This is a genomic window from Paenibacillus sp. SSG-1 (genome assembly GCF_002224835.1).
GTDB lineage: Bacteria > Bacillota > Bacilli > Paenibacillales > Paenibacillaceae > Paenibacillus_AQ > Paenibacillus_AQ favisporus.
Window position 1 is genome coordinate 1,325,322 of sequence record NZ_MBRK01000001.1, and the last position, 21,837, is coordinate 1,347,158.

Consider the following 21,837-nt stretch of genomic DNA (forward strand, 5'->3'; position numbering starts at 1 on the left):
AACAGCTTTCGCGGGAGGTTTTTTTAGTTGGGAGCAAGCCTGGACTCCCCGGCTTTTTTGTTCATCAGGCCAGCTCGATATGCAGTGGATTCAACACCCAATCGACCACTCCTGCCGACGGGACGACCAACGCTTGCAAACCTTCATTTAGCTCTACGGTTTGTGAACGCATTGTTTGCCCGCAGCAGTCTTTGATTTTCATCTCATAGCTTCCCGGGAATGCACGGGAGAAGCGGAGGTACAGCCGATCCCCTGGCCTGCCATTGACTATGATGAGGCGTTCGGAAGGGTGATCCATCTCTACGATGGTCTCGGAGTATACGGCGATGATCGTTTTGTTCCTGCTGCTGGCCTTGACTATAGGATACAGCATTTCCGGATGAAAGGGCTGGAGTTTTCCATGCAGCAGCACATCCTGGTGATCGCGGCAAAAGCCGACCCAAAACCGGAGCATGGCCAGATGCCGGTCTCCGATCCGGTCCAAGCGGACCGAAATCTGCGGCACGGCAAACATGACATGGATCATCTGCATCGCCGCATTTTCCGCCGTATCCTGGGGATTAAACATGATCATGTCGGAATGGACCGCGGTGTGGCCCGAAAGAAGACGCAGATCCAGCGTACGGACCCGGTTTTGAATGAAATCGTTCGGGCAATCATTCGCTCGGAACATATTTCCGTATGTTCGCATAAGCGGCCCGATATACGTTTGACGGAATTCGATCAGAATATCGGGCTTGAGCGCTTTGAGCCGGCCCATGACGTCGGACAGCAGGCGGTCGACGGCCTCGGGAACGGACGCGTAATCCCCGCCGTTTCCGTGAGCGAACACAACTGGCGAGCCCGCAGTGAGGCGGAAACTGTCCACGAAATCGAGCTTGAGCCCGTCAATGTTCCAGTCGGTTACCGCTTGCTCGTATACCCGGATCAAATACTCCCGCACTTCCGGAATACGGGGGTCCAGAATCCCGGCATTCAGATTGTCGTCGATACCGAGGAGCTTGTCCGCAAATTCGTCCCATACTTTGCTGTGCTTTCCGACAAACGGGACGGAGTACCACAACATGTACTTCATACCCAGGTCCTGAATGGCGGCGACATGCGCCCCCATATCCGGAAATTTATCCGTGCAAACCTCCCAGTCGCCGGTATAAGCATACCCGCGGTTGTTATCTTCGGTTTGCCAGCCGTCGTCCACGATGATCGTATCGCATCCGAGTTCTTTGGCCAGCCTGGCCTGCTGCTCCAGCGCATCTGCCGTGATGTCCTGATGATAGGAATACCAGGTGGAGTAAACAGGATTCATCGCCTCCGCCGGAGGCGGGGAAGGCGTCATTCCAGGCTGACGAGCCCACCACTGGACAACCTCCTCCAGAGCCTCGTAATAAGGAACGTCACGCCGATCAATCCGGAGGGTGGCTTCATACTCATCCTTCATCAATACCGGTTCTTCGAAGAGCGTGATCGAGCAGAGGAATGTCGAATCCTCTTCGTGAATCCCTGCCTTGATCGTCAAATGATTCAGCGCATCGGTAAACGCAAAGGTTAGCCGGTTTCTTCCTTCCACATTAAAGAGGGAGGCAACGGGAGCCAATGAGGTGCTTCTTGATGCAAATCCCTCGCCCCAGTCGATCTGGAATGCTTTGTTCCGGTCGGTTCCCGGGTGCCACATCGAGTGGATATCTATGGCAGGCAGGGACCACTCCAACCGACAGGCGGGAGGCTGTGTTCCTGCTGCTGCCCGCAGCTTCAAATGAATCAGCCATAAGCCGTCTTCCACGATTTGGATATGCTGCGAGACATCGAAAAATTGCTTCGTATCATGAAACGTGACGATCGGGGGTGTATCGTTCATCAAATTTTTCATAAACTTCTCCTGCGCTTCAAGCTGAATTTGGTCTTGTTCAGTCTAACAATAATATAATATTTACGAAACATACAGTAAACAATAAAATTCAAATAGTATCATGTGGAATGCGTATATGCGCTGAACCAGTGTGGATATTATGTTCTTTTGTTTTTTTATTAGAGTATTGTCAAGGCTGATGTTCTCTGTTATATTGAAAACCGAAAAACATCTCAGATTTATGTTTAGTAAACAAAAGACGTTTTGTTTGGCAAATGATCCGTAAGGTACTAAAATAACAGTAAGGGGTGTTTCCCAAAAAATGTGACGGAAAAGGTGATTGGTGTTGGCAAATATTCGTGATGTTGCAAGCTTGGCAGGGGTGTCTCCTTCCACGGTTTCCCGAGTGTTAAACGGTGATCCGTCTTTATCGGTACTGGAAGAAACGAGAAGAAAAATCATTTCCGCCGCGGAACAGCTGCAGTATAACATGGCTTCCAAACGTACGGTCAGCAAGTCCATGCCGTTAAAAGATTACAAAATCGGTCTGGTTACGTTTTGTTCCGAACAATTCGAAAGTGAAGATCCATACTATTTGTCCATCCGGATGCAAATCGAGAAGGAATTCAACCAGATGGGGCTGCATATTACCCGGACGATCCGCTGGGTCAACCATGAATCTTATGAAAGCCTGTCCGGCCTCGACGGCCTGATTGTGATCGGCAAATTTGAATTTGACCCATACAATTTGTTCTTTAACCGGATCCCCAATATCGTGTTCGTGGATTATTCTCCGGACGAGGACCGATTTGATTCCGTCGTTGTCGATTTCAATAAAGTGACCACGACGGCGCTGGATCACTTGACAGGCCTTGGATATACCAAAATCGGGCTGATCGGCTCCCGCGATTTTATCAACCGGTTCGGTTCCAGCACGGGGATCGATTCCATCGACCAGCGCCAAAGCAGTTTTGAAGCTTACATGAAAAATAAAAATTTATACATGCCGGAGCATGTCCATATCGGCAGCAATTTCTCCATGTCGACCGGATATCAGCTGATGAAGGACGCCATTAAAAAGGGGAAACTTCCGGAAGCTTTCTTGATCGGATCGGATCCCATGGCCATCGCGGCAAGCAGAGCGTTAAAGGAGGCGGGCGTGAAAGTGCCGACGGACGTAGCGCTCGTCGGGATTGATGATATCGAGATGGCCGCTTATATGGACCCGCCGCTGACTACGGTCAAAATTTATACCGAACAGATGGGTCAAACCGCCGTTAAAATGCTGCTGGAACGGATTGGCGGCAGGGAGGTTCCGCTCAAAGTGGTACTTCCGTCGAAATTAATCGTAAGAAGCTCATGCGGTGCTGGCCGATTTCCCAAAACGGCTGTCCAGGAATAGGACAGACCGGTGGAGCGAAAAGAGCCACAGCCGCGCAAACAATCGTTAGGGGGCAATAAACGATGAAAAAATGGCTGTTGTTCGTAGTGTCTTTATTTGTTGTCATCGGAATGACCGCATGTTCCGGAAACTCCGGAACTGCGGACTCGACGCCAAGCGAGGGCGGCGCCGCGGGCGAAAGCGCCGGCTCGGGCGCCAAAGGAAAGATTACGTTCGCTTACTGGGGCGCGCAGACGGAAGCCGACGCCATCAAACAAGTGATTGCCGTTTTTGAAAAATCCTACCCTGATATTAAGGTCGAGAGCCAATGGATTCAGCAGGATTACCTCACGAAACTGCAGACGATGATTGCCGGAGGAACGGCTCCTGACGTGATGTTGATTTCGGGAGGGGATTTACCTGGATTTGCAAGCGCTTTCGATGAACAGCAGGTGGATCCGTCGGCCTTCAGCTCGCCGTCTCTGGTAGATTCGCTGTCAGTCGACGGCAAGGCCTATGCCGTGCCGTTTATTATCAAACCTAAGGTCATGGCCATCAATCTCGATCTTTTCAAGAAAAACAATATTCCTCTTCCCAGCCCAACTGAGCCCATGACGATGGACCAGTTCGACGAAATGGCCAAGAAGCTGGCCACCGGCGAGGGCAGCACCAAAGTTTTCGGCTCGGAGCCGTTGTATTTGCCGAATCTGATCTATTCGTTCGGCGGTACCTTTTACTCCGACGATCACGCCCAATCCCTTCTTGGATCCCCGGAAGCGATTAAGGCCGGAGAATATATCGTCGCCGCCAAGCAGGAAGGCATCGTACCGAGCGACAACGAGAAGCAGGGACAGAACATGATGAACTGGTTCCTGAGCGGGCGCATCGCCATGTACACCGATTTTGGCCCATGGTATATCCCGCAGCTGGCGGATGTCAAAGGCTTTGACTGGGATATCGTTCCTTTCCCGGGTGGCGGTGGCTCCAAAGAAGTGAATGGCCTGGCTCTGAGCAAAGACAGCAAAAACGCTGAGGCGGCCAAGATCTTCATTCGGCATCTGACCCAGGATGAGGAGGCGCAAAAAATTATTGGGGGCAACAAAAGCGCGTATGGAGTACCGGTTTTGGTAAGCGCAACCGGGGCGTTCGAGAAAATTTATCCCGGCAAAAACCTGAAAGCTTTTGTTTTGGCGTCGGAGAAACAGCATCCGCAGGAAGCGCAAAAACGGACGAATGAGATCGGCAATGAAATGAAAGCGATCGACGACCAAACCCCCATCGGAATCGGCAGCAAGGACGTGAAGGAAGTGTTCCCTCAGGTAGCGGAGAAAATCAACAATATTTTGAAACAGAAATAACGGGAGATAGCCTATGAACGGACTTATTGAACTCATATATAACTTCTTTCAGGGGAAGGGGGTTCCGGCGGCGCTGCTGCCGCTCCTCCCGTTCCTGACCGTCATGGCCGTGGTGTATGCCCTACTTTTTCTATTCACGCGATTACTGGTACGCAAAAAAGTGATCCATATGGAGACAGCCAGCTTTTACATGTTCGTGTCGGTATGGATCATTGGTTTCCTGCTTTTTACGCTGGGGCCGATGGTCTTCTCCTTCTATATCAGCTTTACCCAGTGGGAGGTGGTCAGCGACCCGGTATGGGCAGGCGCGGACAATTATCGAATGCTGTTTAAAGATACGATGTTTTATAAATCGCTTGCCGTGACGTTCTACTACACGTTGGTTAGTGTCCCGCTCCAGGTGGTGCTGTCATTCGGGATTGCCCTGTTGATGAATTTGAAGCTGCGCGGTATTTACTTATTCCGTACCATTTATTATTTGCCCACGCTCGTGCAGGGGGTTGCCCAAATGGTGCTGTTCATCTGGATTTTCAACCCAAACGTTGGTCTGATCAATTCGGTGCTGCGTTTCGCAGGCATTCATGGTCCAGCCTGGCTGTCCGATCCGCACTGGTCGATGCCGGCCATCATCTTGATGAGCCTGTGGACGGTCGGAGGCAATATGATCATTTACTTGGCCGGATTGTCGGATATCCCGCAATCGCTCTACGAGCAGGCCGAAATCGACGGAGCAACCGTTCTTCGCAGGATGTGGCATGTGACGCTTCCGCAAATTTCGCCCATCCTGTTCTTTAATGCCGTCACGAGCATGATTGGGGCGTTCCAGACCTTCACGCAAGGCTTCCTTGTTAACGGAGGGCCGGACAATTCGCTGCTGTTCTATGCGTATTACTTGTATCAAAACGCGTTCATGTGGTTCAAGATGGGCTACGGCTCTGCGTTGGCCTGGGTGCTGTTCGTGATCATTTTGCTGTTTACCTTGCTGGTGTTCCGCAGCAGCGCAATATGGGTGTATTACGAAAATGAAGTGGGAGGGAGGAAGCGCCGTGTCCGTAACAAAGAAGCGTAAATCCCCCGGAACCCGGTGGCTGGCTTACCTGGTGCTGCTGGCGGGCGCAGCGGCGTTCCTGTATCCGTTTGTGTGGATGATTTCCGCTTCGCTCCGCAATCTGGAGGAAATCGCGGTTTCCGGCATGAACATCTGGCCGCAGCACTGGCGCTGGGAAAATTACGCGAAAGCGTTGACGGCGTTCCCCTTTGGCCGCTATTTGGTCAATACGCTGATCACCACCGTACTTCCCATCATTGGTACCGTCTTTTCCTGTTCCTTGGTCGGTTATGCATTTGCCCGTTTAAGGGTTAAAGGAAGCGGCTTTCTGTTCCTGCTTGTATTATCAACCATGCTGCTGCCGGGTGAAGTTACGATGATTCCGCAGTTCATTTTGTTTAAAAAGCTCGGCATGCTGGATAGCTTGTATCCGCTTATCGTGCCGGCGTTCTTCGGCTCGCCGTTCTACATCTTTTTGTTCCGCCAGTTTTACTCGCGGTTACCGGTGGGTCTAGAGGAAGCGGCAGTCATTGACGGCTGCGGTTATTTCAAAATTTGGCGGACGATCTTCTTGCCGCTGTCCAAGCCGGCTCTGACGGGAGTCGGGGTCATGATGTTTATGGGTGCCTGGAACAACTTCATGGGCCCGTTGATCTATATCAACAGCGACCGTTGGAAGACGCTGACGCTGGGACTGGCCGGTTTTCAGGGGACGTACTCCACGGATACGAATCTGTTGATGGCCGCATCCATCGTGATTACGCTGCCGTGCATTATTTTGTTCTTTAGCGCGCAAAAGGCGTTCATGGAAGGGCTGACGTTCTCCGGATCAAAAGAGAGTTAGAAGAAGGAGTGAAGCAGGATGAATGACGTGCATAATATCCGCGCCAAGGCAGGAACGGTGACGTTTAGGTCTGACGACGATGCGTTGAATGAGGGATTTGGTTGGGCGAAGCGCCAGGCATTGGCCTATACCCATTTTGGCGGGGATGCCGTCGGATTATGGTATGAGGCAGCCCTGCCCGAAAGGGAAGCGTTCTGCATGCGGGACGTGATGCACCACAGTGCCGGTGCTGCTGCTCTGGGGCTCAGTCCCCATACGAAAAACACGATGAAACGTTTTGCCGAGAATATTGCGGCATCACGGGATTGGTGTACCTTTTGGGAAATCACGAAAGACAATCTGCCTGCTGAGGTGGATTATGACAATGATCAGGACTTTTGGTATAACCTTCCCGCCAATTTCGACCTGATCGAAACGGCCTGGCGGCAGTTTTTGTGGACGGGCGACCGGGATTATATCGAGGATCCGGTGCTGCGCCATTTTTATGATGTAACCCTGACGGAGTATGTTGACACGTGGGACAGGGACAGAGACGGCGTTTTGGAGTATTATCCCGAATACGGGCGCCGGGGACTGGCGACGTATAATGAAGCCGGCCAGCATCCTTTGGCGGGCGGTGATATGGTCGGCGTGCAAATCGCCGCCTACCGGGCAGCCGCACGAATGTCGGAGCTGACGGGGAACCCGCAGGCTTCCGAAACTTACGCGGCGAAAGCACACTCGCTTGAGCGGATGTATGGGAGCACATGGTGGAACGAGAACCGGCAGCGCTTTTACGGCATGATGCTGCAGGACCGCTCCTTTGCCGAACCGTACTGTGCAGAAGGCAATTTTCTCCCGCTGTACTACGGGGCAGTCACCCGCTCCGACCAGCTTCAAAAAGCGCTGAACGATTTGGACGCCAACGGCGCTCCGAATGTGGAAGGCAAAACCTACCTTCCGGATATTTATTACCGGTACGGCTTTGCCCGGCAAGCATTCCGTGAACTGAAGGAATTGGTGGATCCTGCTCTCGAGCGCCGGGAATACCCGGAGGTTTCCTTCTGCATCGTAGGTGCCGTTGCGACGGGATTGATGGGCATTGCCGCTGACGGAGCCCACACGATCTCCACTCTGCCGCAGCTGGACGATTCGCTCGCTTGGGCGGAAATCGAGGACCTTCCGATCCTTGGACGTACGATCCGGGTTCGGCATGAGCGGGGAGACGTGACCTGCGTCACGCTTCAAGAAGGACAGGCTTTTACCTGGAAAGCGGCGTTTCAAGAAAACGCAGAGGCTTTTTATCACAATGGCGAACGGATCGCCCCGAGAAGAGAAATCACCGCGGACGGCCGGGAAATCGCTTTTGTTACCGTCCTGGTGAAACAGGGGGAGACACACAGAATATCCTGTCGGACGAATACGGGATAGGTGAAGGTTTTTATAGTGAAGTCGTCCGCAGCATAAGTTATAGAAGATGACGCCCAGCGGCTCAGTCCAACTGCATCATTGCTATTGATAACGTGGCCTATCTATTAAAAAACAACCCGGCCGGGAAGCCCCAGCCGGGTTGTTTGCAGATGATTCGTGGGCTGCTTGCTCACTTACTCGCCGGCCTTCGCCTTGCTTTTGGCTGCTTGCGGCACTTTCTCCCAGTCGGCCAGGAAACGCTCGATCCCGCTGTCGGTCAGCGGATGCTTCCACAGAGACGGCAGCAGCGAGCCCGGAATGGTCGCGATGTGGGCGCCGGCGATGGCCGCGTCCTCCACATGCTTGATGTTGCGGATGCTGGCCGCGATGATTTCGGACGTCATGCCGTAGTTTTCGAGGATTTGCTTCAGCTCGCGAATCAGCTTCATGCCCTCGACCCCGATATCGTCCAGGCGTCCGACGAACGGGCTGACGTACGTAGCCCCGGCCTTGGCGGCCATCAGGCCCTGTGCGGCGGAAAAGATCAGCGTCACATTCGTTTTAATGCCCTTTTTGGTCAGCTCATGACATGCATACAAGCCGTCTTCGGTCATCGGCACTTTGATGACGACGTTTGGCGCCCATTCAGCAATCTCGTACGCTTCCTTCAGCATGTCCTCGGCTTTGGTGCCGATGACTTCGGCGCTGACCGGGCCGGAGACGATGCTGCAAATCTCCTGAATGACCTCTTTGAAGTCCCGGCCTTCTTTGGCGATCAGGGAAGGGTTGGTCGTTATCCCGTCCACCAGTCCCAGGCGGGAGATCCGTTTGATTTCGTCGATGTTGCCCGTATCCAGGAAAAACTTCATATCACTGATTCCTCCTTCGGTTATGAAAAGATATGGCTATCGGTTAAAATAAAATTTATAATAGTGTGTATCATAACTGATTTATGACACAATAATTATTTAAACCATGCTGCCCGTGATATAACAATGAAATTGCAGCTTCAGGTGATTTTTCTCAAAGGAGAGGATTCCCATTCAACTAACTCCGAGACAGCTGGATATCGTGGAACTTGTGCGGGAGCATGCGCCCGTTACAGGCGATCAGATCGCTGAGATGATCGGCCTCAGCCGCCCGACCCTGCGCGCGGACCTGTCCCTGCTCACGATGCTGGGCTTGATCAGCGCCAAGCCGAAGGTGGGGTATTTTCCCGCCGAAACGCCAAGCTCCCAAGGTGAGTTTGAACAAAGATTGCAGCAAATATACGTGAAGGATATATACAGCACTCCCGTGACCATCTCCGAGCATGCGACGGCCTATGATGCCGTAGTGCAGCTGCTGTGTGAGAATACGGGCACGCTGATGGTGACCGGAGAGTCCGGTGAGCTGAAAGGGGTCGTCTCCCGCAAGGACGTGCTGAAGCTGACGATGGGGCATGCGGATTTGAGTACGATTCCCGTCGGTCTGGCGATGACCCGCCGGGCGCACATGGCGGCCCTGACGCCTGAGGAGACCGTGCTGGATGCGGCCGACAAGCTGGTGAAGCATCAGGTGAACTGCCTGCCGGTCGTTTCCGGCGAGGGAGACAGCATGATGGTCGGCCGGGTCACCAAAACGGATATTTTGCGCGTATTGATCGATCTCGCGGGTAAAGGCGGTTCGCCCGCCCCGAATTAACGGGTCTCTCGAACACATAACTACAAGACACAGCAACTGAAAAAGCCGGCTGCTCCCATCCCGTATGGAATGGAAGCAGCCGGCTTTTGCCATGGGCCGTTACCGTCTTGGAAGCAGCCTTACATATTCGTCCGACAGCTTCATCAGGTTCAAAATATAGTCGTAATCCTTCCGGTATTTCGAGAAGTCAGCGACAGGCTGCATCGTCTTCAGGGAGATGGCGGTGCCATCCTCAAAGCCTTTGCCCGGCACAAACAAAATGTCATTGTTGAAGAAGGATCCTGTCGGCAGATAATACCGCATACCGACGACGTTCTTGTCGATGTTGAGCAGGTCGTGGCCAAATGCGGTAAAGTGCTTGTCCTTGAGCGAAATGCCCAGCAGGTTCGCCAGCGTCGGCATGATGTCGAGCTGACCGCCGACCTGGTCGACGACCTTGCCCTGCTTGCCAGGAATATGCATGATCAGCGGGATGTTGAAGCGGGTAATCCGCTGGTCATAGGAGATACCGAGCGCCTGCTTGATGACCGCCGGATCGTTGTCCTGCGGCTGAAGCCCGAAATGGTCGCCGTAAATGACAAGCACGGTGTCGTCCCACATGCCTTTTGCTTTCAGACCGTCGATCAGGGTGCCGATCGCATAGTCGGTGTAATTCACAGCCGTCAGGTAGTCCCCCAACTGGGTTCCCTGGATGGAATCGGGGACCTTGATTTTTTTGCGGTCCTCCGGCACCTTGAACGGAAAATGGCTGGAAGCCGTGACGAACTGGGCGTAAAACGGCTTGCCCTGCTCATGCAGCTCGGACAGCTTGTCCAGACCGACCCGATACAGCTCCTCATCCGAAGCGCCAAAATCGTTGAAGTGATCGTTTTTGTACGACTTTTTGTCGTAATAATTCGTAAAGTTCAGCGCCGGGTAAAGCTGGTCCCGGTCCCAGAATTTCACGTCGTTAACGTGAAACGTATCGGCCGTGTAACCGAGCTGCCCGAGCAGACGTGGCATACTCGGGAGCTCCCGGTCGCCGAAGCCGCTCGACATTGCAACGGTGCCGGTCGGGTAGATCGACGTATTGCTCATAAATTCGGCGTCCGACGTATTGCCTTGCCCGATCTGCTGGAAGACATGCGGAAAGTACAGGCCGCCGTCAGCCAGTTGGTTCAGCACGGGGGTCAGTTCCTGGCCGCCCGTCGACAAATGGATCGGGAAGTTCTGGAACGCCTCCATTTGAATGACGATGACGTTTTTGCCTTTGGCAGCTCCAAACATCGCCGGTTTGTCTTGTGCAGTCCCACTTGCGTACGGGTATGACTGCTCGGCCTGGCTGACCTTTTGCACGGTCTCGTCCAGATTGCCGGAGGCGATCATGCTGTTCTCCTCGCTGGCGCGGATCCCGGCAGCGACCTGGTAATCCAGGAAGCCGAGATGCTCCGCCTGCATCAGCTCATTGGTGATGGAGCGGTCCGCATGAATGTACAGCGCCGAGACGATCAGGCCGATGACGCCGAGGGCTGCCGGCCAAATTTTACGAAGCCGCGTGCGCAGCAAAATCCGGAGCGGTACCCAGCGGCCGATCAGCCACAAGAGCGCGACGATCACGACGTCGGCAAAAAATAAATAGTTCTCCGTTTCGATCGTTGACTGAACGCTTTCCTTGATCTGCAGCACCTGCTTCAGCTCGGACAGCGCCGTATAGGTCGGCACCGAATTGAAATGCTGAAAATACAGCGCCGACGCAAACATGAGAATCGAGAAAATGGCGTTAAAAATCCAATAGACCCATCCCTTCGCTTTCGCGGGGGTAACCAGCTCAATGATGCACAGCAGCACCAGCAGCGCAGCGGCGTCAGCGGTGATCCGGCTCCACAGAATATCATGGAAGAAAAAGTACCGGAGGAGCAGCAGCTTGAGCAGCAGGACGACGAAAACGGCGATAAAGGGCGTCTTCGGTCTGGAATAAGTGGAACGGAAGTCGATCATACCTGCTCCTTTCTGTTTCATTACAGTGTTCGTTGGTATTTACAAGTATAGTCATGTTAAACCCGATTTTACATACCGCGAACACTAAATTAACACAAAAAGGGCGCGCTGTTAATCATTTTTGGTATTGCGGACCACAAATGCCATAAAAGAACACATGAATCATATCCTCTGTAAACGCCTCGGGATCCTCACTCTGATTGACCAGATCCAGCATTTTTTCGTAGTGCTCTGTCATCATGCCTACATAAAGAAGCACCATTTGGACGGACACTTTCTCTGAAATTTCTCCGCGCTGCTTGCCCTTCTGCACAAAATTGGTGATCAAGGGAATGGCACGTTCTTCATACTGCTGCTGGATAAACCGGTTGATTTCCGGGTCGGCTTCGATCAGCTGCTTGAGCGCGGATGGGGTGAAGGGCAGTTTTAACCGGCTTTTTTGAAAAATAATGTATTCGATTTTTTCCTTCAGCGGCGCATCGCCCGTCAGCACGCGCTCATACTCCTCCATCAGCATGGCGACAAATTCCTTAAACACTTCGCGGAGCAGCGCTTCTTTGCTGCCAAAATAGTTGTATATGGTGACCTGCGACACTTCCGCCTTGGCTGCGATATCCTTGATGCGGATTTGCCGGGGTTCCCATTCGCCCAGCATTTCCAATACGGTTTGTTTGATCTTTTGTTTAATCTGCACTGCCCGCTTCTCAAATCCATTCATTTCTTACGAACCATCCTAACTATTGTAAAATAGGTCATCGGCTTGATCGAATGAACGAAGAATATCGGTTCTCGCCGGTTCGATCCAATTAATGAAATTATACCACAAAAATATTTCATAAAATGTATTGACGATGGAAAGCGGCAGGCGTATGATCCGATTATGAAATATTGGAACAAGAATATTTCATAAATTTAAATATGCATTGGAGGCGCTGGCATGCTGAGCGTTGAACATGTAACTAAAATTTTTCCGAACAGGAGAGGCATCCGGGACGTGACCTTTTCGGTCCGCCGCGGCGAGGTGTTCGGTTTTCTGGGACCGAATGGAGCCGGCAAATCGACGACGATCCGGCATATCATGGGCTTTTTGAAGCCGGATCAAGGATCCGTAAAGGTATGCGGCTACGACACGTGGAAGGAACAGGGACGGTTTCAAAAATATATCGGCTACCTTCCCGGCGAAATCGCGTTTATCGAGGGGATGACCGGCAAAGCGTTTCTGGATTTTATGGCAGGCATGCAGGGCGGCGTCGATCCGGCTTGGCGCGACGAGCTCATCCGCCGGCTGCAGTTTGACGTCCGGACGCCGATCCGGAAAATGTCCAAGGGAATGAAGCAGAAGGTCGGGATCGTTGCCGCCTTCATGCACCGGCCGGAGGTCATTATCCTGGATGAGCCGACGTCAGGGCTGGATCCGCTCATGCAAAAAGTGTTCATCGAGCTCGTGCTGGAGGAGAAGGCAAGGGGGACGACCTTCCTGATGTCCTCGCATAATTTTCCGGAAATCGAACGGACCTGCGACAGGGCAGCGATCATCAAGGACGGCGTGATTATTGCGGTCAAGGATATCCATGAGCTGCAGTCGATGCAGCGCAAGCTGTTCGAAGTGACGTTTGAGACGGAGCAGGAGCTGGACGATTTCATAAAATGCGGCCTGATGATCGATTCCCGGGAAGGAAACCGCGTGCGGGTGGCCGTTCAGGGCGACGTGGACCGGTTTATCCGCGAAACCGCCCGCTTTCACGTCCGCAATATCGATGTGTTCACGCAGAACCTGGAGGACATTTTTATGGATTATTACGATCGGGAGGGTCAAACGCCATGAATATGCCGCTGTACAGACAAATGCTTGCGATTAACCTCAAAATGTTCATGAATTATGCCGTCGGATCGGCCTTTTATATATTGTTGATGTTTTGGATTTATCCGGGAATCGCCAAAAACAGCAGCAGCTTGAATTCGCTGATCGATGGGATGCCGGAGGGCTTGGGCAAGGCGTTCGGCCTGGAAAACGGCTTCAGCAGCATCGGCGCGTTTATATCCGGTGAGTATTACGGCCTGTTGTATCTGCTGATTCTGTCCATCTTCTGCATTCTCGTATCCACGCAGCTGATCGCCAAGCTTGTCGACCAGGGCTCGATGGCGTACCTGTTGTCGGCGCCCACCACCCGCACGAAGGTAGCCCTGACCCAGGCGGCCGTGCTGCTCTCCGGGCTGGTGCTGATTTGCGCGGTCACGACACTGGCCGGGTTTGCCGGGTACGCCTGGTTTATCGGGGATCTGGGGGATTTCGACGGCACCGGCTTTGTGCTGCTGAATGCAGGCGCCCTGCTGCTGTTCTTTTGCATCGGAGGCATTTCTTACTTGATTTCCGCCTGCTGCAATGACGAGAAGCGGGCGCTGACGCTCTCGGGCGTGATCATCATCGGATTTTTCAGCCTGAACCTGATCGGCAAAATCAGCGGGCAGCTCAGCTGGATGCGGCATATTTCGGTCTTTTCCTTATTTGATCCCGGCGAGATCGTCGGCAAAACGGCGGATTGGCCGGTGTCTATCGCGGTTCTGGCCGGCCTGGGCGCGGTAGCCTTTGCCGCCGGCATGATTATTTTCCGGAAAAGAAGCCTGCCGCTGTAAATCAAGCTATACTAGGGGGAGCAGGTACACCGATTAAGGAGACCGATCAAGGAGGTCACGATGAAAGCACTCATATTGGCGGCTGGCTACGCCACGAGGCTGTACCCGCTGACACGGGATGTGCCCAAAGCCCTGCTCCCCCTCGGGCCCGGCACCATTCTCGACCATATCGTCCGCAAAGTGGAGCGGGTCAGCGGCATTTCGGAAATCGTACTGGTCAGCAACCACAGGTTTGCCTCCGCGTTTCGGGGATGGGCTGAGTCGCGCGAATGTAGCGTACCGGTGCGCGTGCTCGACGATGGTTCCACACATGAAGGGAACCGGCTCGGAGCGGTCGGCGACATGGCGTTTGCCGTAAAGGAAATGGGATTGGAAGAAGACCTTCTGGTTATGGCCGGGGACAACGTGTTTACGTTCGATCTGCAGGAGTATGTTGACTTTTATTACAAACGGCAGCGCGACTGCATCCTCGTTCAGCCGATGGAGCGCAAGGAGGACTTGCAGCGGGTCGGCGTCGTCCAGCTTGATGAGGGGGACACCGTCCTGTCTTTCGAGGAAAAGCCGGCGCATCCCCGGACGAATCTCGGCGTGCTCGCCGTGTACATTTACCGCAAAGACACGCTTCCTCTCATTGGCGAATATCTGAATGAAGGGAATCAGCCGGATGCCCCGGGATATTTCCCTGAGTGGCTGTGCCAGCGCAAGGAGATGGCCGCATACCGGGCACGGGGAACGAGTTATGACATCGGGACGCCGGAGGCTTACCGAGAGGTGACGGAGAACTATACAGCTTTGTTTGGGAATTGAATATTTATGTGTATATATGTATATTTATTCTCATGATGCTGAAGGAGCGATATACATGTATAAATTTTTGGAGGAAATCACGATCAACACGTGGCCGGCCAAGTATTCCGCTCAGATGAACGGTTGGCTGGTCCGCTATGCAGAGGGATACACGAAGCGGGCGAATTCGGTCAGTCCGATTTACCTGGACCCGGGCTGCGATGTGGAAGGCAGCATCGCCGCCGCCGAACGGTTTTACAGGGATGCCGGTCAGCCGGTCATTTTCAAGATGACTCCTTATGTTATGCCGTCCGATCTGGATGAACGTCTCGCCGGGCGGGGATATGTTCAGGTGGACCTATCCAGCGTGCGGATTCTGGATCTTCAGCGAGAAACGGCACCGGCGGCTGACCCCGGGCTTCATGTCGTGTTCCGGGACCGGCTGGATACCGGCTGGCTCGAGCAAATGTCCCTCATGAACGGAATACCGGGCAACGGACAATCGGTCCTGGCGCACACGCTGGCCTCCACTCCGCTCAAGCAGGGATTTTTCCTGTTACAGCAAGGGAGTGAGACGGTAGCCGCCGGACTCGGCGTCATTCAAGAGGGATGGCTGGGCCTGTACGATATCGTGACACATCCTGATTTCCGGGAGCGGGGGTTTGGATTCCAGCTGATCCAGCGCATGCTGGCATGGGGCCGGGAGCAGGGCGCGCATTCGTCGTTTCTTCAGGTCGTTCAGGCCAATGAGGCGGCATGCCGGTTATACGACAAGCTTGGTTATCGCCATGTTTATTCCTATTGGTACAGAGTGCTTAAATAATGGAATTGGGCGAATGTTTGTTCTTGTTTCAAATGCCATTCCCGGGTATCATAGAGTGGCATGGCCAGCGCCATGACAGATTGACTTGGATTGGGAGAGATGAGGATGAACGACATGCCGGAGAAACTTGCGCCGATGTGCGAACTGATCGATGAGGTGAAGGCACTGGCGGATATTCCGGAAGATCAGTGGACGGGAGCGATTGCCGAAGGCAAGTGGTCGCCGCAGGAAATCATCGGGCACATGATGCTGTGGGACAAGCATTTCCTGGAGCACGCGATCCGGCCGATGGCGGCCAAAGAACCGATGGATATGCCAAAGGTGGAGCTTGACGAATTCAACCGGAAAGCGGCCGCGTATGCGCGCAGCCAAGGGCGCCAGGAGCTGATCGATCAGACGGTGCACTGGCGGGAGCAGATCATCGGAGAGCTGAAGCGGATACCTGAAGAAGAGTATGCCACCGAATGCAGTACCGGAAGCGGCAAGCTGTCCGTAGACGAGTATCTGGCCGATTTTTACTGGCATGACCGCCATCATATGAATCAGATCCACCATTACATAGCAAACGGACACAAATAGAACAGCTCTCCTAACAAGAGGACCGTAACGAGGTAAAAATTACTTCGGGCGGTCTTTTTTTAATCAACCTATATTGGGTAGGAGGGAGAAACGTGATGAGCAGCATCATGAATGAGAAGGTCTAAAAATACAGCATGGGGTAACGTTTAAGCTCCGGGGAATTTCTCCGGGCTGATCTGGCATGAAATCGGATGACCGGACCGTAGACTAATAGAAAATCTATCTGTCTGAGCCCAAGGAGGTCTGGCATGAACAGAGAGGACCGGCTGGAAGCAGGCCCACATGGGGGAACGCCTGAATCCGTAAGCATTTGCGAAGCCGAGCCGGCAGAATGGGAGTGGTACCTGCGCATATATGATAAACAGATGGCTGCAGGGATCAAGCTGCCGCTTCATACCGATTCACTTCTGCCTGCGGGCTTCATGCCTTATTGGCTGAAAAAAAACGGAAAGGTGATCGGCGGTGCTGCTCTTTCGGGCAGTGCGATCCGGGATTTGTTCACGATTCCTCCCCATCAGGTGGATCACCGATTCATCCTTGCTGTCGTCGAGGCGATCCGGGAGACGGAAGCAGGAGGGGGAACGCGTACGATCCGCGCCTATGAAGTCTTTGCGGATCAGGAAGATGCCTATATGCGGGCAGGCTTTTTCCCGGCACCCCATAGGCATCGCTGGATGCAGCGGCCAACGGCCGAATATGATTCCCACGGAAACGGCGGATCAGCTTTTCAATCCGTAGAAATCCAACATGAGGGCGGAGAACGCAGGCTCGTGCTTGAACGGGAGATCGGATTGTTTTTGTTCAAGCATGCATGGCATGAAGAGGGCAGTAAGCTGGAGGAAGCTTCTTTTGCTGACGTGCTGTCCAAGCTCAGGCTCGTTGCTGCGCATATGACAGAGGAAACAACAACGGCTTCAAGCCTGTTGTATGATACGTCGACCCGCGCATTGATCGGTGTCTGTATCATTGGGATGCTGGCGGGCTGTCCCACGATTCAGGAGCTCACCGTCATGAAGGCTTACAGAGGCCGTGGGCTGGCGACCCAGATGGTGCAAAAAGCGCTGACGATGTTAAAAAAACAGGGGCTGCCGCTGCTGCGGATTCGTGCCATGCATGGACACCCCCATGAGTCCTTGTGCTTTCAACTTGGATTTATGCCTGGTCCTCTGTTTATTTCGACCATGACCATGTATGGTTGAGAAGCCGCAACCAGCGCATCTGGAAGCAAAGCATGGGGAACTGGGAAGGAGCGTCCGGCATATTTTCCATAACTTGATCGGGCCATCTGCTTTATCCTGCTACCGTAACTCATTGACGCTCACAGCATAATGATTTAGAATTTCTTTTCGAAAGGTTCAGTTCAACATTTCTACATCAAGTTCGTGCAGCATCCGCTTTTAAACTCCGATTCGTTCGCGAGTGGCGAAATTTTAACGAAGACTTCGTAGTGTCATCGGTTTCGTTCGCCCCCTGTCCTAACCGACAGGGGGCTTTTGGTTGTTGCGCGGGTACTGGCATCAGGAGGTTATCCATTTGAACAAGCTCAAATACTCGCTGCTCATACTGATCGGTGCATGCAGCTACGGCGTGCTTTCCTCCATTATGAAGGTCGGCATGAAGGAAGGTTTTACAGTCAGCCAAATGCTTGGCGGCCAATATATTTTCGGTTGGTCATTGCTGCTGGTGCTGATGCTTATTTTTTCCCGGAAAAAGATTGCGCCGAAGCAGTGGCTTGCATTGCTGGCGGTCGGAATTACCATGAGCGGCACGTCGGTCTTTTACGGCAAGGCCGTTGAGCGGCTGCCCGCATCGATTGCCGTTGTGCTGCTGTTCCAGTTCACATGGATCGGCGTATTAATGGAAGCTGCCGCGGATCGTCGCATTCCAAGCCGCAGCAAGATCATTTCGATCGTGATTTTGATCCTGGGGACCCTGCTCGCTGGAGGCGTCATCGGCGAAAGTACCGGACCGTTGGACACTAGAGGCGTCATATACGGTCTGCTGTCCGCTTTTACGTTTGCGCTATATATGTTTGTCAGCGGACGCGTCGGAACGACGGTTCCTGCCTTTAATAAAAGCTTCTTCATGACCACGGGCTCGGGCGTCATCGTATTGTCCGTCTTTTCTCCCGCCTTTTTGTGGGATGGGGCTTTAGTCGCCGGATTATGGAAATACGGTCTGATTCTTGGCATTCTAGGCATCTTGATCCCGGTGCTCTTTTTCGCGATCGGTATGCCGAAGGTGGGATCCGGCACGGGGGCGATCCTGGGAGCTGCCGAATTGCCTGCGGCGGTCGTCGCTTCCGTCCTGCTGGTTCACGAGCATGTGAGCAGTCTGCAGTGGCTCGGGATCGTGCTTATTTTCATCGGCATTGCCATCCCGCAAATCCGCTTTTCAAGGAAGCAAAGCCCGCCGATGTATGAACGACCGGAAAGCGCCGCACATCTTTAGCTTTTTGACGGGCCGAGAGATTAAGCATTACGGTACAGGGTAATGTAAACATGTAGACATCTCTTCTTATTTTAGCCTCGGCGCGTAGCCGCAGGCTGTTTTTTTTGTATAATGGAATCAGTGAGAAGGGGGTTGATTTGCAATTATTCATGCAATGACTGCATTTTCTGTTTAGGGTAATCAAAGAAAGCTTCGATTTCATTAAAAATATGGAGGTCATTTCTTATGATTATCAGACAAATGCATGTGAACGAGGCGGACAAGATCCGCCAAATCGACCGGTCCGAACAGATCGACCGGATTTACAAAATGAACGGCGGGCAGCTTGAAACCGTTCCGATGGGACATGAATGTCCGACCTGGGATGAGGAACACACAGATGAAATGGTCAACCGATTCCGGCATGAGCTGGAACAGGGAGGCACGGCATACGGGGCGTTCGACGGCGAAGTGCTCGCCGGCTTTGGCGTGCTCGGACACCGGTTTAGAGGCCGCAACCAAGACCAGCTGCAGGTGGATCTGATGTATGTCAGCCGGCCATACCGGAGACAAGGGCTGGCTACCCGGATCATGAACGAGCTGAGCCGCGTGGCCAAGGAGCGCGGAGCGAGCTATTTATACATATCCTCGACGGAAACGGAATCGGCGGTCGGCTTCTACCGTGCCAACGGCGGAAACCTCACCGAGGAAGTGGATGAGGAGCTGTATCAGCAGGAGCCGGAAGACATTCATATGCTCAAGAAGCTGTAAGACAGAGGAAATAGAGGTGAACGGGCTGTGTTCGTGTATTTTGCATTCGGAATAGGTATTCTCATCATGATCGGGGCGGGTGTGCTCGCTTGGAAAAATTCCAAAATCATCGCGGAACAGAAGAAGCAGCCTGGCCCCAGACCGATTCACTACACCTATACGGTGCAGGTGACAAGCCGCTTAGATGAAGAGGAGAACAGCCGCTTCACCCCGATTTATCGAATTTCGTATGAGGATCCTCAAGGAACGATGTATGCGTACTTAAGCAGGGTAACCGGGGAAAGGGAGCTGAAGCTGTCCGAAGCAACCGGCATCATGGAGACTAAGCTGGCGGACGTGCTCACGAAGGGCCGGCTCAAGGCGGCGTCTCCTGTCATGGAAGCGGTCATCGGCGAAGAGGAGAAGGAGGCTGTCGCCCGTTTGGACCACAAGTTAAATGTGTCAGGGGGGCTGATCAGTGGATGACTTGACAAAGCGGCCGATTCGGGCGGTGTTGTTTGATTTCGACGGCACGCTGGCGGATACGCTGCCCTTGTCTTTTTACGCGTTTCAGGAAGTATTCCGCAAGTATACCGCGAAGGAGTACAGCAACGAAGAGATCATGGCCTGGTTTGGACCGACAGAGGAAGGCATTATCAGCCAGGTTTTGAAATCTCACGAGTCACTGCCGGAAGCTATTGACGACTACTATCGGATCTACGACGCATATCACGACCGGATGCTCTCGCTTTCGGAAGAAATCCGCGGCATGCTGAACCGGCTGCAGGACATGTCCATTCCGATGGGCATCATCACAGGCAAAAGCCGAAGGTCGCTCGACATTTCCTCAGCGAAGCTTGCTATGGGGTCTTATTTCACCGTAGGCTTTGCCGGGGATGAGCTTACCCGCCCCAAGCCGGATCGGGAAGGCATCGACCGGGCGATGGCCGTGCTCGGCGTAATGCCGGAAGATACACTGTTTATCGGGGACAGCAACGCCGATATGGCAGCCGGGCGGGCGGCAGGCACCCGGATCGGCGGTGCAATGTGGTTTGAAACGATTCAGAGCAGCAATCTTCTTCCGGCTCCCGATTATCGGTTCACCTCACCGCTTCAAGTGGCGGAGCTGATCGGCAGGTTAAATCAGGGAAAAGGATAAAATCAAGTGGCGAAGGAGGGAAGGCGAATGCACGTCGTTCAATTTCAGGATCCGGAAGCATTTTTGGAGCATACGGAGCCGGTGCTGCTTGAGAATGAACTGCTGAACAATCTTCCGCTTGGCATTCTGTACCGGTTGGTAAACACGATGAAAGAAGAAGGCGGCATTCCGCGGCATGGGGAGGGAAGCAGCCGGCTGTTTCTGGCGACGGTTCAAAGCGGAGAGCAGCCCCTGCTCATACTCATCCAGACGCAGTCGCATCTGATTCTGTACGCAAGCGGTGAAGTCGGCGGCCCGGAACAGCTTCGGGCTTGCTGCTGCGAGGCGGTGGACTATATCATCCGTCAGGGAGAGGTACCCCAGATCCCCAGCATTATCGGGTTAACGTCAACCGCTCAAATGTTTGCGGAGGTGTGGCGCGACAAGACCGGCATTTCCTACCATGTCGGAATGAATCAGCGGATATACCGCTGTACGAATGTTAACCCTATTTCTGAAAGCGGAGGACATTTGAGGGAAGCCGGACCTGACGATATACCGCTCATCACGAAATGGGTGCTGGACTTCAGCCGCGAAGCGCTGGAGCCGATCCCGCAGGAGGACGCCGAGCGGATTGCCAGAAGGGGAGTCAGCTTGTCTTCCCTCTATATTTGGGATGATGGGGGACCGGTCTCCATGGTCCAAAAATCGCGCCCGACCCAACGCGGTATCGTGGTCACGCTGGTTTACACGCCTCCTGAGCTGCGCGGCAGGGGTTATGCAAGCTCATCCGTAGCCGAACTGACCCGGCGGCTCCTAAGCAGTGATTACGAGTTCACCTGCCTGTACACGGATCTCAGCAATCCGGTGTCCAACCATATTTACATGAATATCGGCTACGAGCCGGCGGCGGATTCCATCGTGTATGTATTCGACCGGACGGGCGAATAGTTACATATGATAGCTGCCTGTGGGTTCGTTTAAGACCCATTCCAGCATGGTCAGCATGTCTTCGATGCGGAGCAGCTGGGCAGACAGCGAAGCGTGGACCGGCGTGTCCGGTTCAGCCGATTCGATGCGGGAGAGCAGCGACTTTTTTTGCATCAGCAGTTCGTTCATTTTGGATTTAACCTGGTTTTCGGTTCTCATTGTTATACCTCCATGTGCAGTT

General features: G+C 53.3%; 22 protein-coding genes. 17 read left to right on the forward strand and 5 right to left on the reverse strand.

What is annotated here, in order from left to right:
* Positions 1 to 64 precede the first annotated feature (64 nt).
* A complete protein-coding gene (locus BCV73_RS06130) occupies positions 65 to 1,867 on the reverse strand; it encodes a glycoside hydrolase family 36 protein (RefSeq protein WP_089546482.1) in 1,803 nt (600 codons plus the stop codon).
* Between the two features lie 325 nt (positions 1,868 to 2,192).
* On the opposite strand from BCV73_RS06130, the gene BCV73_RS06135 reads away from it, so the two are divergent.
* The 5 genes from BCV73_RS06135 (at position 2,193) to BCV73_RS06155 (ending at position 7,887) form a co-directional block, all read left to right on the forward strand.
* Positions 2,193 to 3,248 (forward strand): LacI family DNA-binding transcriptional regulator, encoded by a 1,056-nt coding sequence (locus tag BCV73_RS06135; protein ID WP_179231910.1) that lies wholly within the window; start codon positions 2,193 to 2,195, stop codon positions 3,246 to 3,248.
* Between the two features lie 62 nt (positions 3,249 to 3,310).
* Positions 3,311 to 4,585 (forward strand): ABC transporter substrate-binding protein, encoded by a 1,275-nt coding sequence (locus BCV73_RS06140; protein ID WP_089546484.1) that lies wholly within the window; start codon positions 3,311 to 3,313, stop codon positions 4,583 to 4,585.
* A 13-nt stretch (positions 4,586 to 4,598) separates the two neighbouring features.
* Complete coding sequence (locus BCV73_RS06145) at positions 4,599 to 5,654, forward strand: carbohydrate ABC transporter permease (RefSeq protein WP_256992758.1); 1,056 nt, start codon at positions 4,599 to 4,601, stop codon at positions 5,652 to 5,654.
* Positions 5,632 to 6,477: a carbohydrate ABC transporter permease gene (locus tag BCV73_RS06150; RefSeq protein ID WP_179231911.1), complete on the forward strand. Its 846-nt coding sequence runs from the start codon at positions 5,632 to 5,634 to the stop codon at positions 6,475 to 6,477. The genes BCV73_RS06145 and BCV73_RS06150 overlap by 23 nt, the downstream gene beginning before the upstream one ends.
* 18 nt (positions 6,478 to 6,495) lie before the next feature.
* A complete protein-coding gene (locus tag BCV73_RS06155) occupies positions 6,496 to 7,887 on the forward strand; it encodes an MGH1-like glycoside hydrolase domain-containing protein (protein ID WP_089546486.1) in 1,392 nt (463 codons plus the stop codon).
* A gap of 173 nt (positions 7,888 to 8,060) precedes the next feature.
* On the opposite strand, the gene fsa is transcribed toward BCV73_RS06155, so the two are convergent.
* Positions 8,061 to 8,735, reverse strand: coding sequence for a fructose-6-phosphate aldolase (gene fsa / locus BCV73_RS06160; RefSeq protein ID WP_089546487.1), 675 nt, complete (start codon positions 8,733 to 8,735; stop codon positions 8,061 to 8,063).
* Positions 8,736 to 8,901: 166 nt separating this feature from the next.
* Between fsa and BCV73_RS06165 the strand changes: the two genes are divergently transcribed.
* A complete protein-coding gene (locus tag BCV73_RS06165; protein ID WP_076168420.1) occupies positions 8,902 to 9,549 on the forward strand; it encodes a helix-turn-helix transcriptional regulator in 648 nt (215 codons plus the stop codon).
* 99 nt (positions 9,550 to 9,648) lie between these two features.
* Here the strand turns inward: BCV73_RS06165 and BCV73_RS06170 are convergent, their stop codons facing one another.
* Both BCV73_RS06170 and BCV73_RS06175 read right to left on the reverse strand, forming a co-directional pair.
* Positions 9,649 to 11,547, reverse strand: a complete 1,899-nt coding sequence (locus tag BCV73_RS06170) for an LTA synthase family protein (protein ID WP_481855780.1) — start codon at positions 11,545 to 11,547, stop codon at positions 9,649 to 9,651.
* Positions 11,548 to 11,641: 94 nt separating this feature from the next.
* A complete protein-coding gene (locus tag BCV73_RS06175) occupies positions 11,642 to 12,244 on the reverse strand; it encodes a TetR/AcrR family transcriptional regulator (RefSeq protein ID WP_089546489.1) in 603 nt (200 codons plus the stop codon).
* Positions 12,245 to 12,463: 219 nt separating this feature from the next.
* On the opposite strand from BCV73_RS06175, the gene BCV73_RS06180 reads away from it, so the two are divergent.
* From BCV73_RS06180 to BCV73_RS06230, 11 genes are all read left to right on the forward strand, one after another.
* Positions 12,464 to 13,351, forward strand: a complete 888-nt coding sequence (locus BCV73_RS06180; protein ID WP_089546490.1) for an ABC transporter ATP-binding protein — start codon at positions 12,464 to 12,466, stop codon at positions 13,349 to 13,351.
* The gene (locus BCV73_RS06185) at positions 13,348 to 14,160 is read left to right on the forward strand and encodes an ABC transporter permease subunit (RefSeq protein WP_076168412.1); all 813 of its coding nucleotides are present in this window, start codon (positions 13,348 to 13,350) and stop codon (positions 14,158 to 14,160) included. Before BCV73_RS06180 ends, BCV73_RS06185 begins: the two co-directional genes overlap by 4 nt.
* 60 nt (positions 14,161 to 14,220) lie before the next feature.
* Positions 14,221 to 14,967 carry a nucleotidyltransferase family protein gene (locus BCV73_RS06190; RefSeq protein ID WP_089546491.1) on the forward strand — a complete coding sequence of 249 codons (747 nt, stop codon included), beginning with the start codon at positions 14,221 to 14,223 and terminating at the stop codon, positions 14,965 to 14,967.
* A 55-nt stretch (positions 14,968 to 15,022) separates the two neighbouring features.
* Positions 15,023 to 15,769 carry a GNAT family N-acetyltransferase gene (locus BCV73_RS06195; RefSeq protein WP_179231912.1) on the forward strand — a complete coding sequence of 249 codons (747 nt, stop codon included), beginning with the start codon at positions 15,023 to 15,025 and terminating at the stop codon, positions 15,767 to 15,769.
* Positions 15,770 to 15,874: 105 nt separating this feature from the next.
* Positions 15,875 to 16,348 carry a DinB family protein gene (locus BCV73_RS06200; protein WP_179231913.1) on the forward strand — a complete coding sequence of 158 codons (474 nt, stop codon included), beginning with the start codon at positions 15,875 to 15,877 and terminating at the stop codon, positions 16,346 to 16,348.
* 248 nt (positions 16,349 to 16,596) lie between these two features.
* Positions 16,597 to 17,547, forward strand: a complete 951-nt coding sequence (locus BCV73_RS06205) for a GNAT family N-acetyltransferase (RefSeq protein WP_089546494.1) — start codon at positions 16,597 to 16,599, stop codon at positions 17,545 to 17,547.
* A gap of 334 nt (positions 17,548 to 17,881) precedes the next feature.
* Positions 17,882 to 18,799, forward strand: a complete 918-nt coding sequence (locus BCV73_RS06210; RefSeq protein WP_076169570.1) for an EamA family transporter — start codon at positions 17,882 to 17,884, stop codon at positions 18,797 to 18,799.
* A 225-nt stretch (positions 18,800 to 19,024) separates the two neighbouring features.
* Entirely contained in the window at positions 19,025 to 19,549 is a 525-nt protein-coding gene (locus tag BCV73_RS06215) for a GNAT family N-acetyltransferase (protein WP_089546495.1), read from the forward strand.
* Positions 19,550 to 19,582: 33 nt separating this feature from the next.
* Positions 19,583 to 20,014 (forward strand): hypothetical protein, encoded by a 432-nt coding sequence (locus tag BCV73_RS06220; protein WP_218828111.1) that lies wholly within the window; start codon positions 19,583 to 19,585, stop codon positions 20,012 to 20,014.
* Entirely contained in the window at positions 20,007 to 20,687 is a 681-nt protein-coding gene (locus tag BCV73_RS06225; protein ID WP_089546497.1) for an HAD family hydrolase, read from the forward strand. Before BCV73_RS06220 ends, BCV73_RS06225 begins: the two co-directional genes overlap by 8 nt.
* Before the next feature lie 27 nt (positions 20,688 to 20,714).
* The gene (locus tag BCV73_RS06230) at positions 20,715 to 21,617 is read left to right on the forward strand and encodes a GNAT family N-acetyltransferase (protein ID WP_089546498.1); all 903 of its coding nucleotides are present in this window, start codon (positions 20,715 to 20,717) and stop codon (positions 21,615 to 21,617) included.
* On the opposite strand, the gene BCV73_RS06235 is transcribed toward BCV73_RS06230, so the two are convergent.
* Positions 21,618 to 21,815, reverse strand: coding sequence for a hypothetical protein (locus BCV73_RS06235; RefSeq protein ID WP_076168395.1), 198 nt, complete (start codon positions 21,813 to 21,815; stop codon positions 21,618 to 21,620).
* Positions 21,816 to 21,837 lie beyond the last annotated feature (22 nt).

Coding starts and splice junctions, on each gene's coding strand:
- BCV73_RS06130 (WP_089546482.1), bottom strand. CDS start 1,867: ATGAAAAATTTGATGAACGATACACCCCCGATCGTCACGTTTCATGAT.
- BCV73_RS06140 (WP_089546484.1), top strand. CDS start 3,311: ATGAAAAAATGGCTGTTGTTCGTAGTGTCTTTATTTGTTGTCATCGGA.
- BCV73_RS06145 (WP_256992758.1), top strand. CDS start 4,599: ATGAACGGACTTATTGAACTCATATATAACTTCTTTCAGGGGAAGGGG.
- BCV73_RS06155 (WP_089546486.1), top strand. CDS start 6,496: ATGAATGACGTGCATAATATCCGCGCCAAGGCAGGAACGGTGACGTTT.
- fsa (WP_089546487.1), bottom strand. CDS start 8,735: ATGAAGTTTTTCCTGGATACGGGCAACATCGACGAAATCAAACGGATC.
- BCV73_RS06170 (WP_481855780.1), bottom strand. CDS start 11,547: ATGAAACAGAAAGGAGCAGGTATGATCGACTTCCGTTCCACTTATTCC.
- BCV73_RS06175 (WP_089546489.1), bottom strand. CDS start 12,244: ATGAATGGATTTGAGAAGCGGGCAGTGCAGATTAAACAAAAGATCAAA.
- BCV73_RS06180 (WP_089546490.1), top strand. CDS start 12,464: ATGCTGAGCGTTGAACATGTAACTAAAATTTTTCCGAACAGGAGAGGC.
- BCV73_RS06185 (WP_076168412.1), top strand. CDS start 13,348: ATGAATATGCCGCTGTACAGACAAATGCTTGCGATTAACCTCAAAATG.
- BCV73_RS06190 (WP_089546491.1), top strand. CDS start 14,221: ATGAAAGCACTCATATTGGCGGCTGGCTACGCCACGAGGCTGTACCCG.
- BCV73_RS06195 (WP_179231912.1), top strand. CDS start 15,023: ATGTATAAATTTTTGGAGGAAATCACGATCAACACGTGGCCGGCCAAG.
- BCV73_RS06200 (WP_179231913.1), top strand. CDS start 15,875: ATGAACGACATGCCGGAGAAACTTGCGCCGATGTGCGAACTGATCGAT.
- BCV73_RS06205 (WP_089546494.1), top strand. CDS start 16,597: ATGAACAGAGAGGACCGGCTGGAAGCAGGCCCACATGGGGGAACGCCT.
- BCV73_RS06215 (WP_089546495.1), top strand. CDS start 19,025: ATGATTATCAGACAAATGCATGTGAACGAGGCGGACAAGATCCGCCAA.
- BCV73_RS06230 (WP_089546498.1), top strand. CDS start 20,715: ATGCACGTCGTTCAATTTCAGGATCCGGAAGCATTTTTGGAGCATACG.
- BCV73_RS06235 (WP_076168395.1), bottom strand. CDS start 21,815: ATGAGAACCGAAAACCAGGTTAAATCCAAAATGAACGAACTGCTGATG.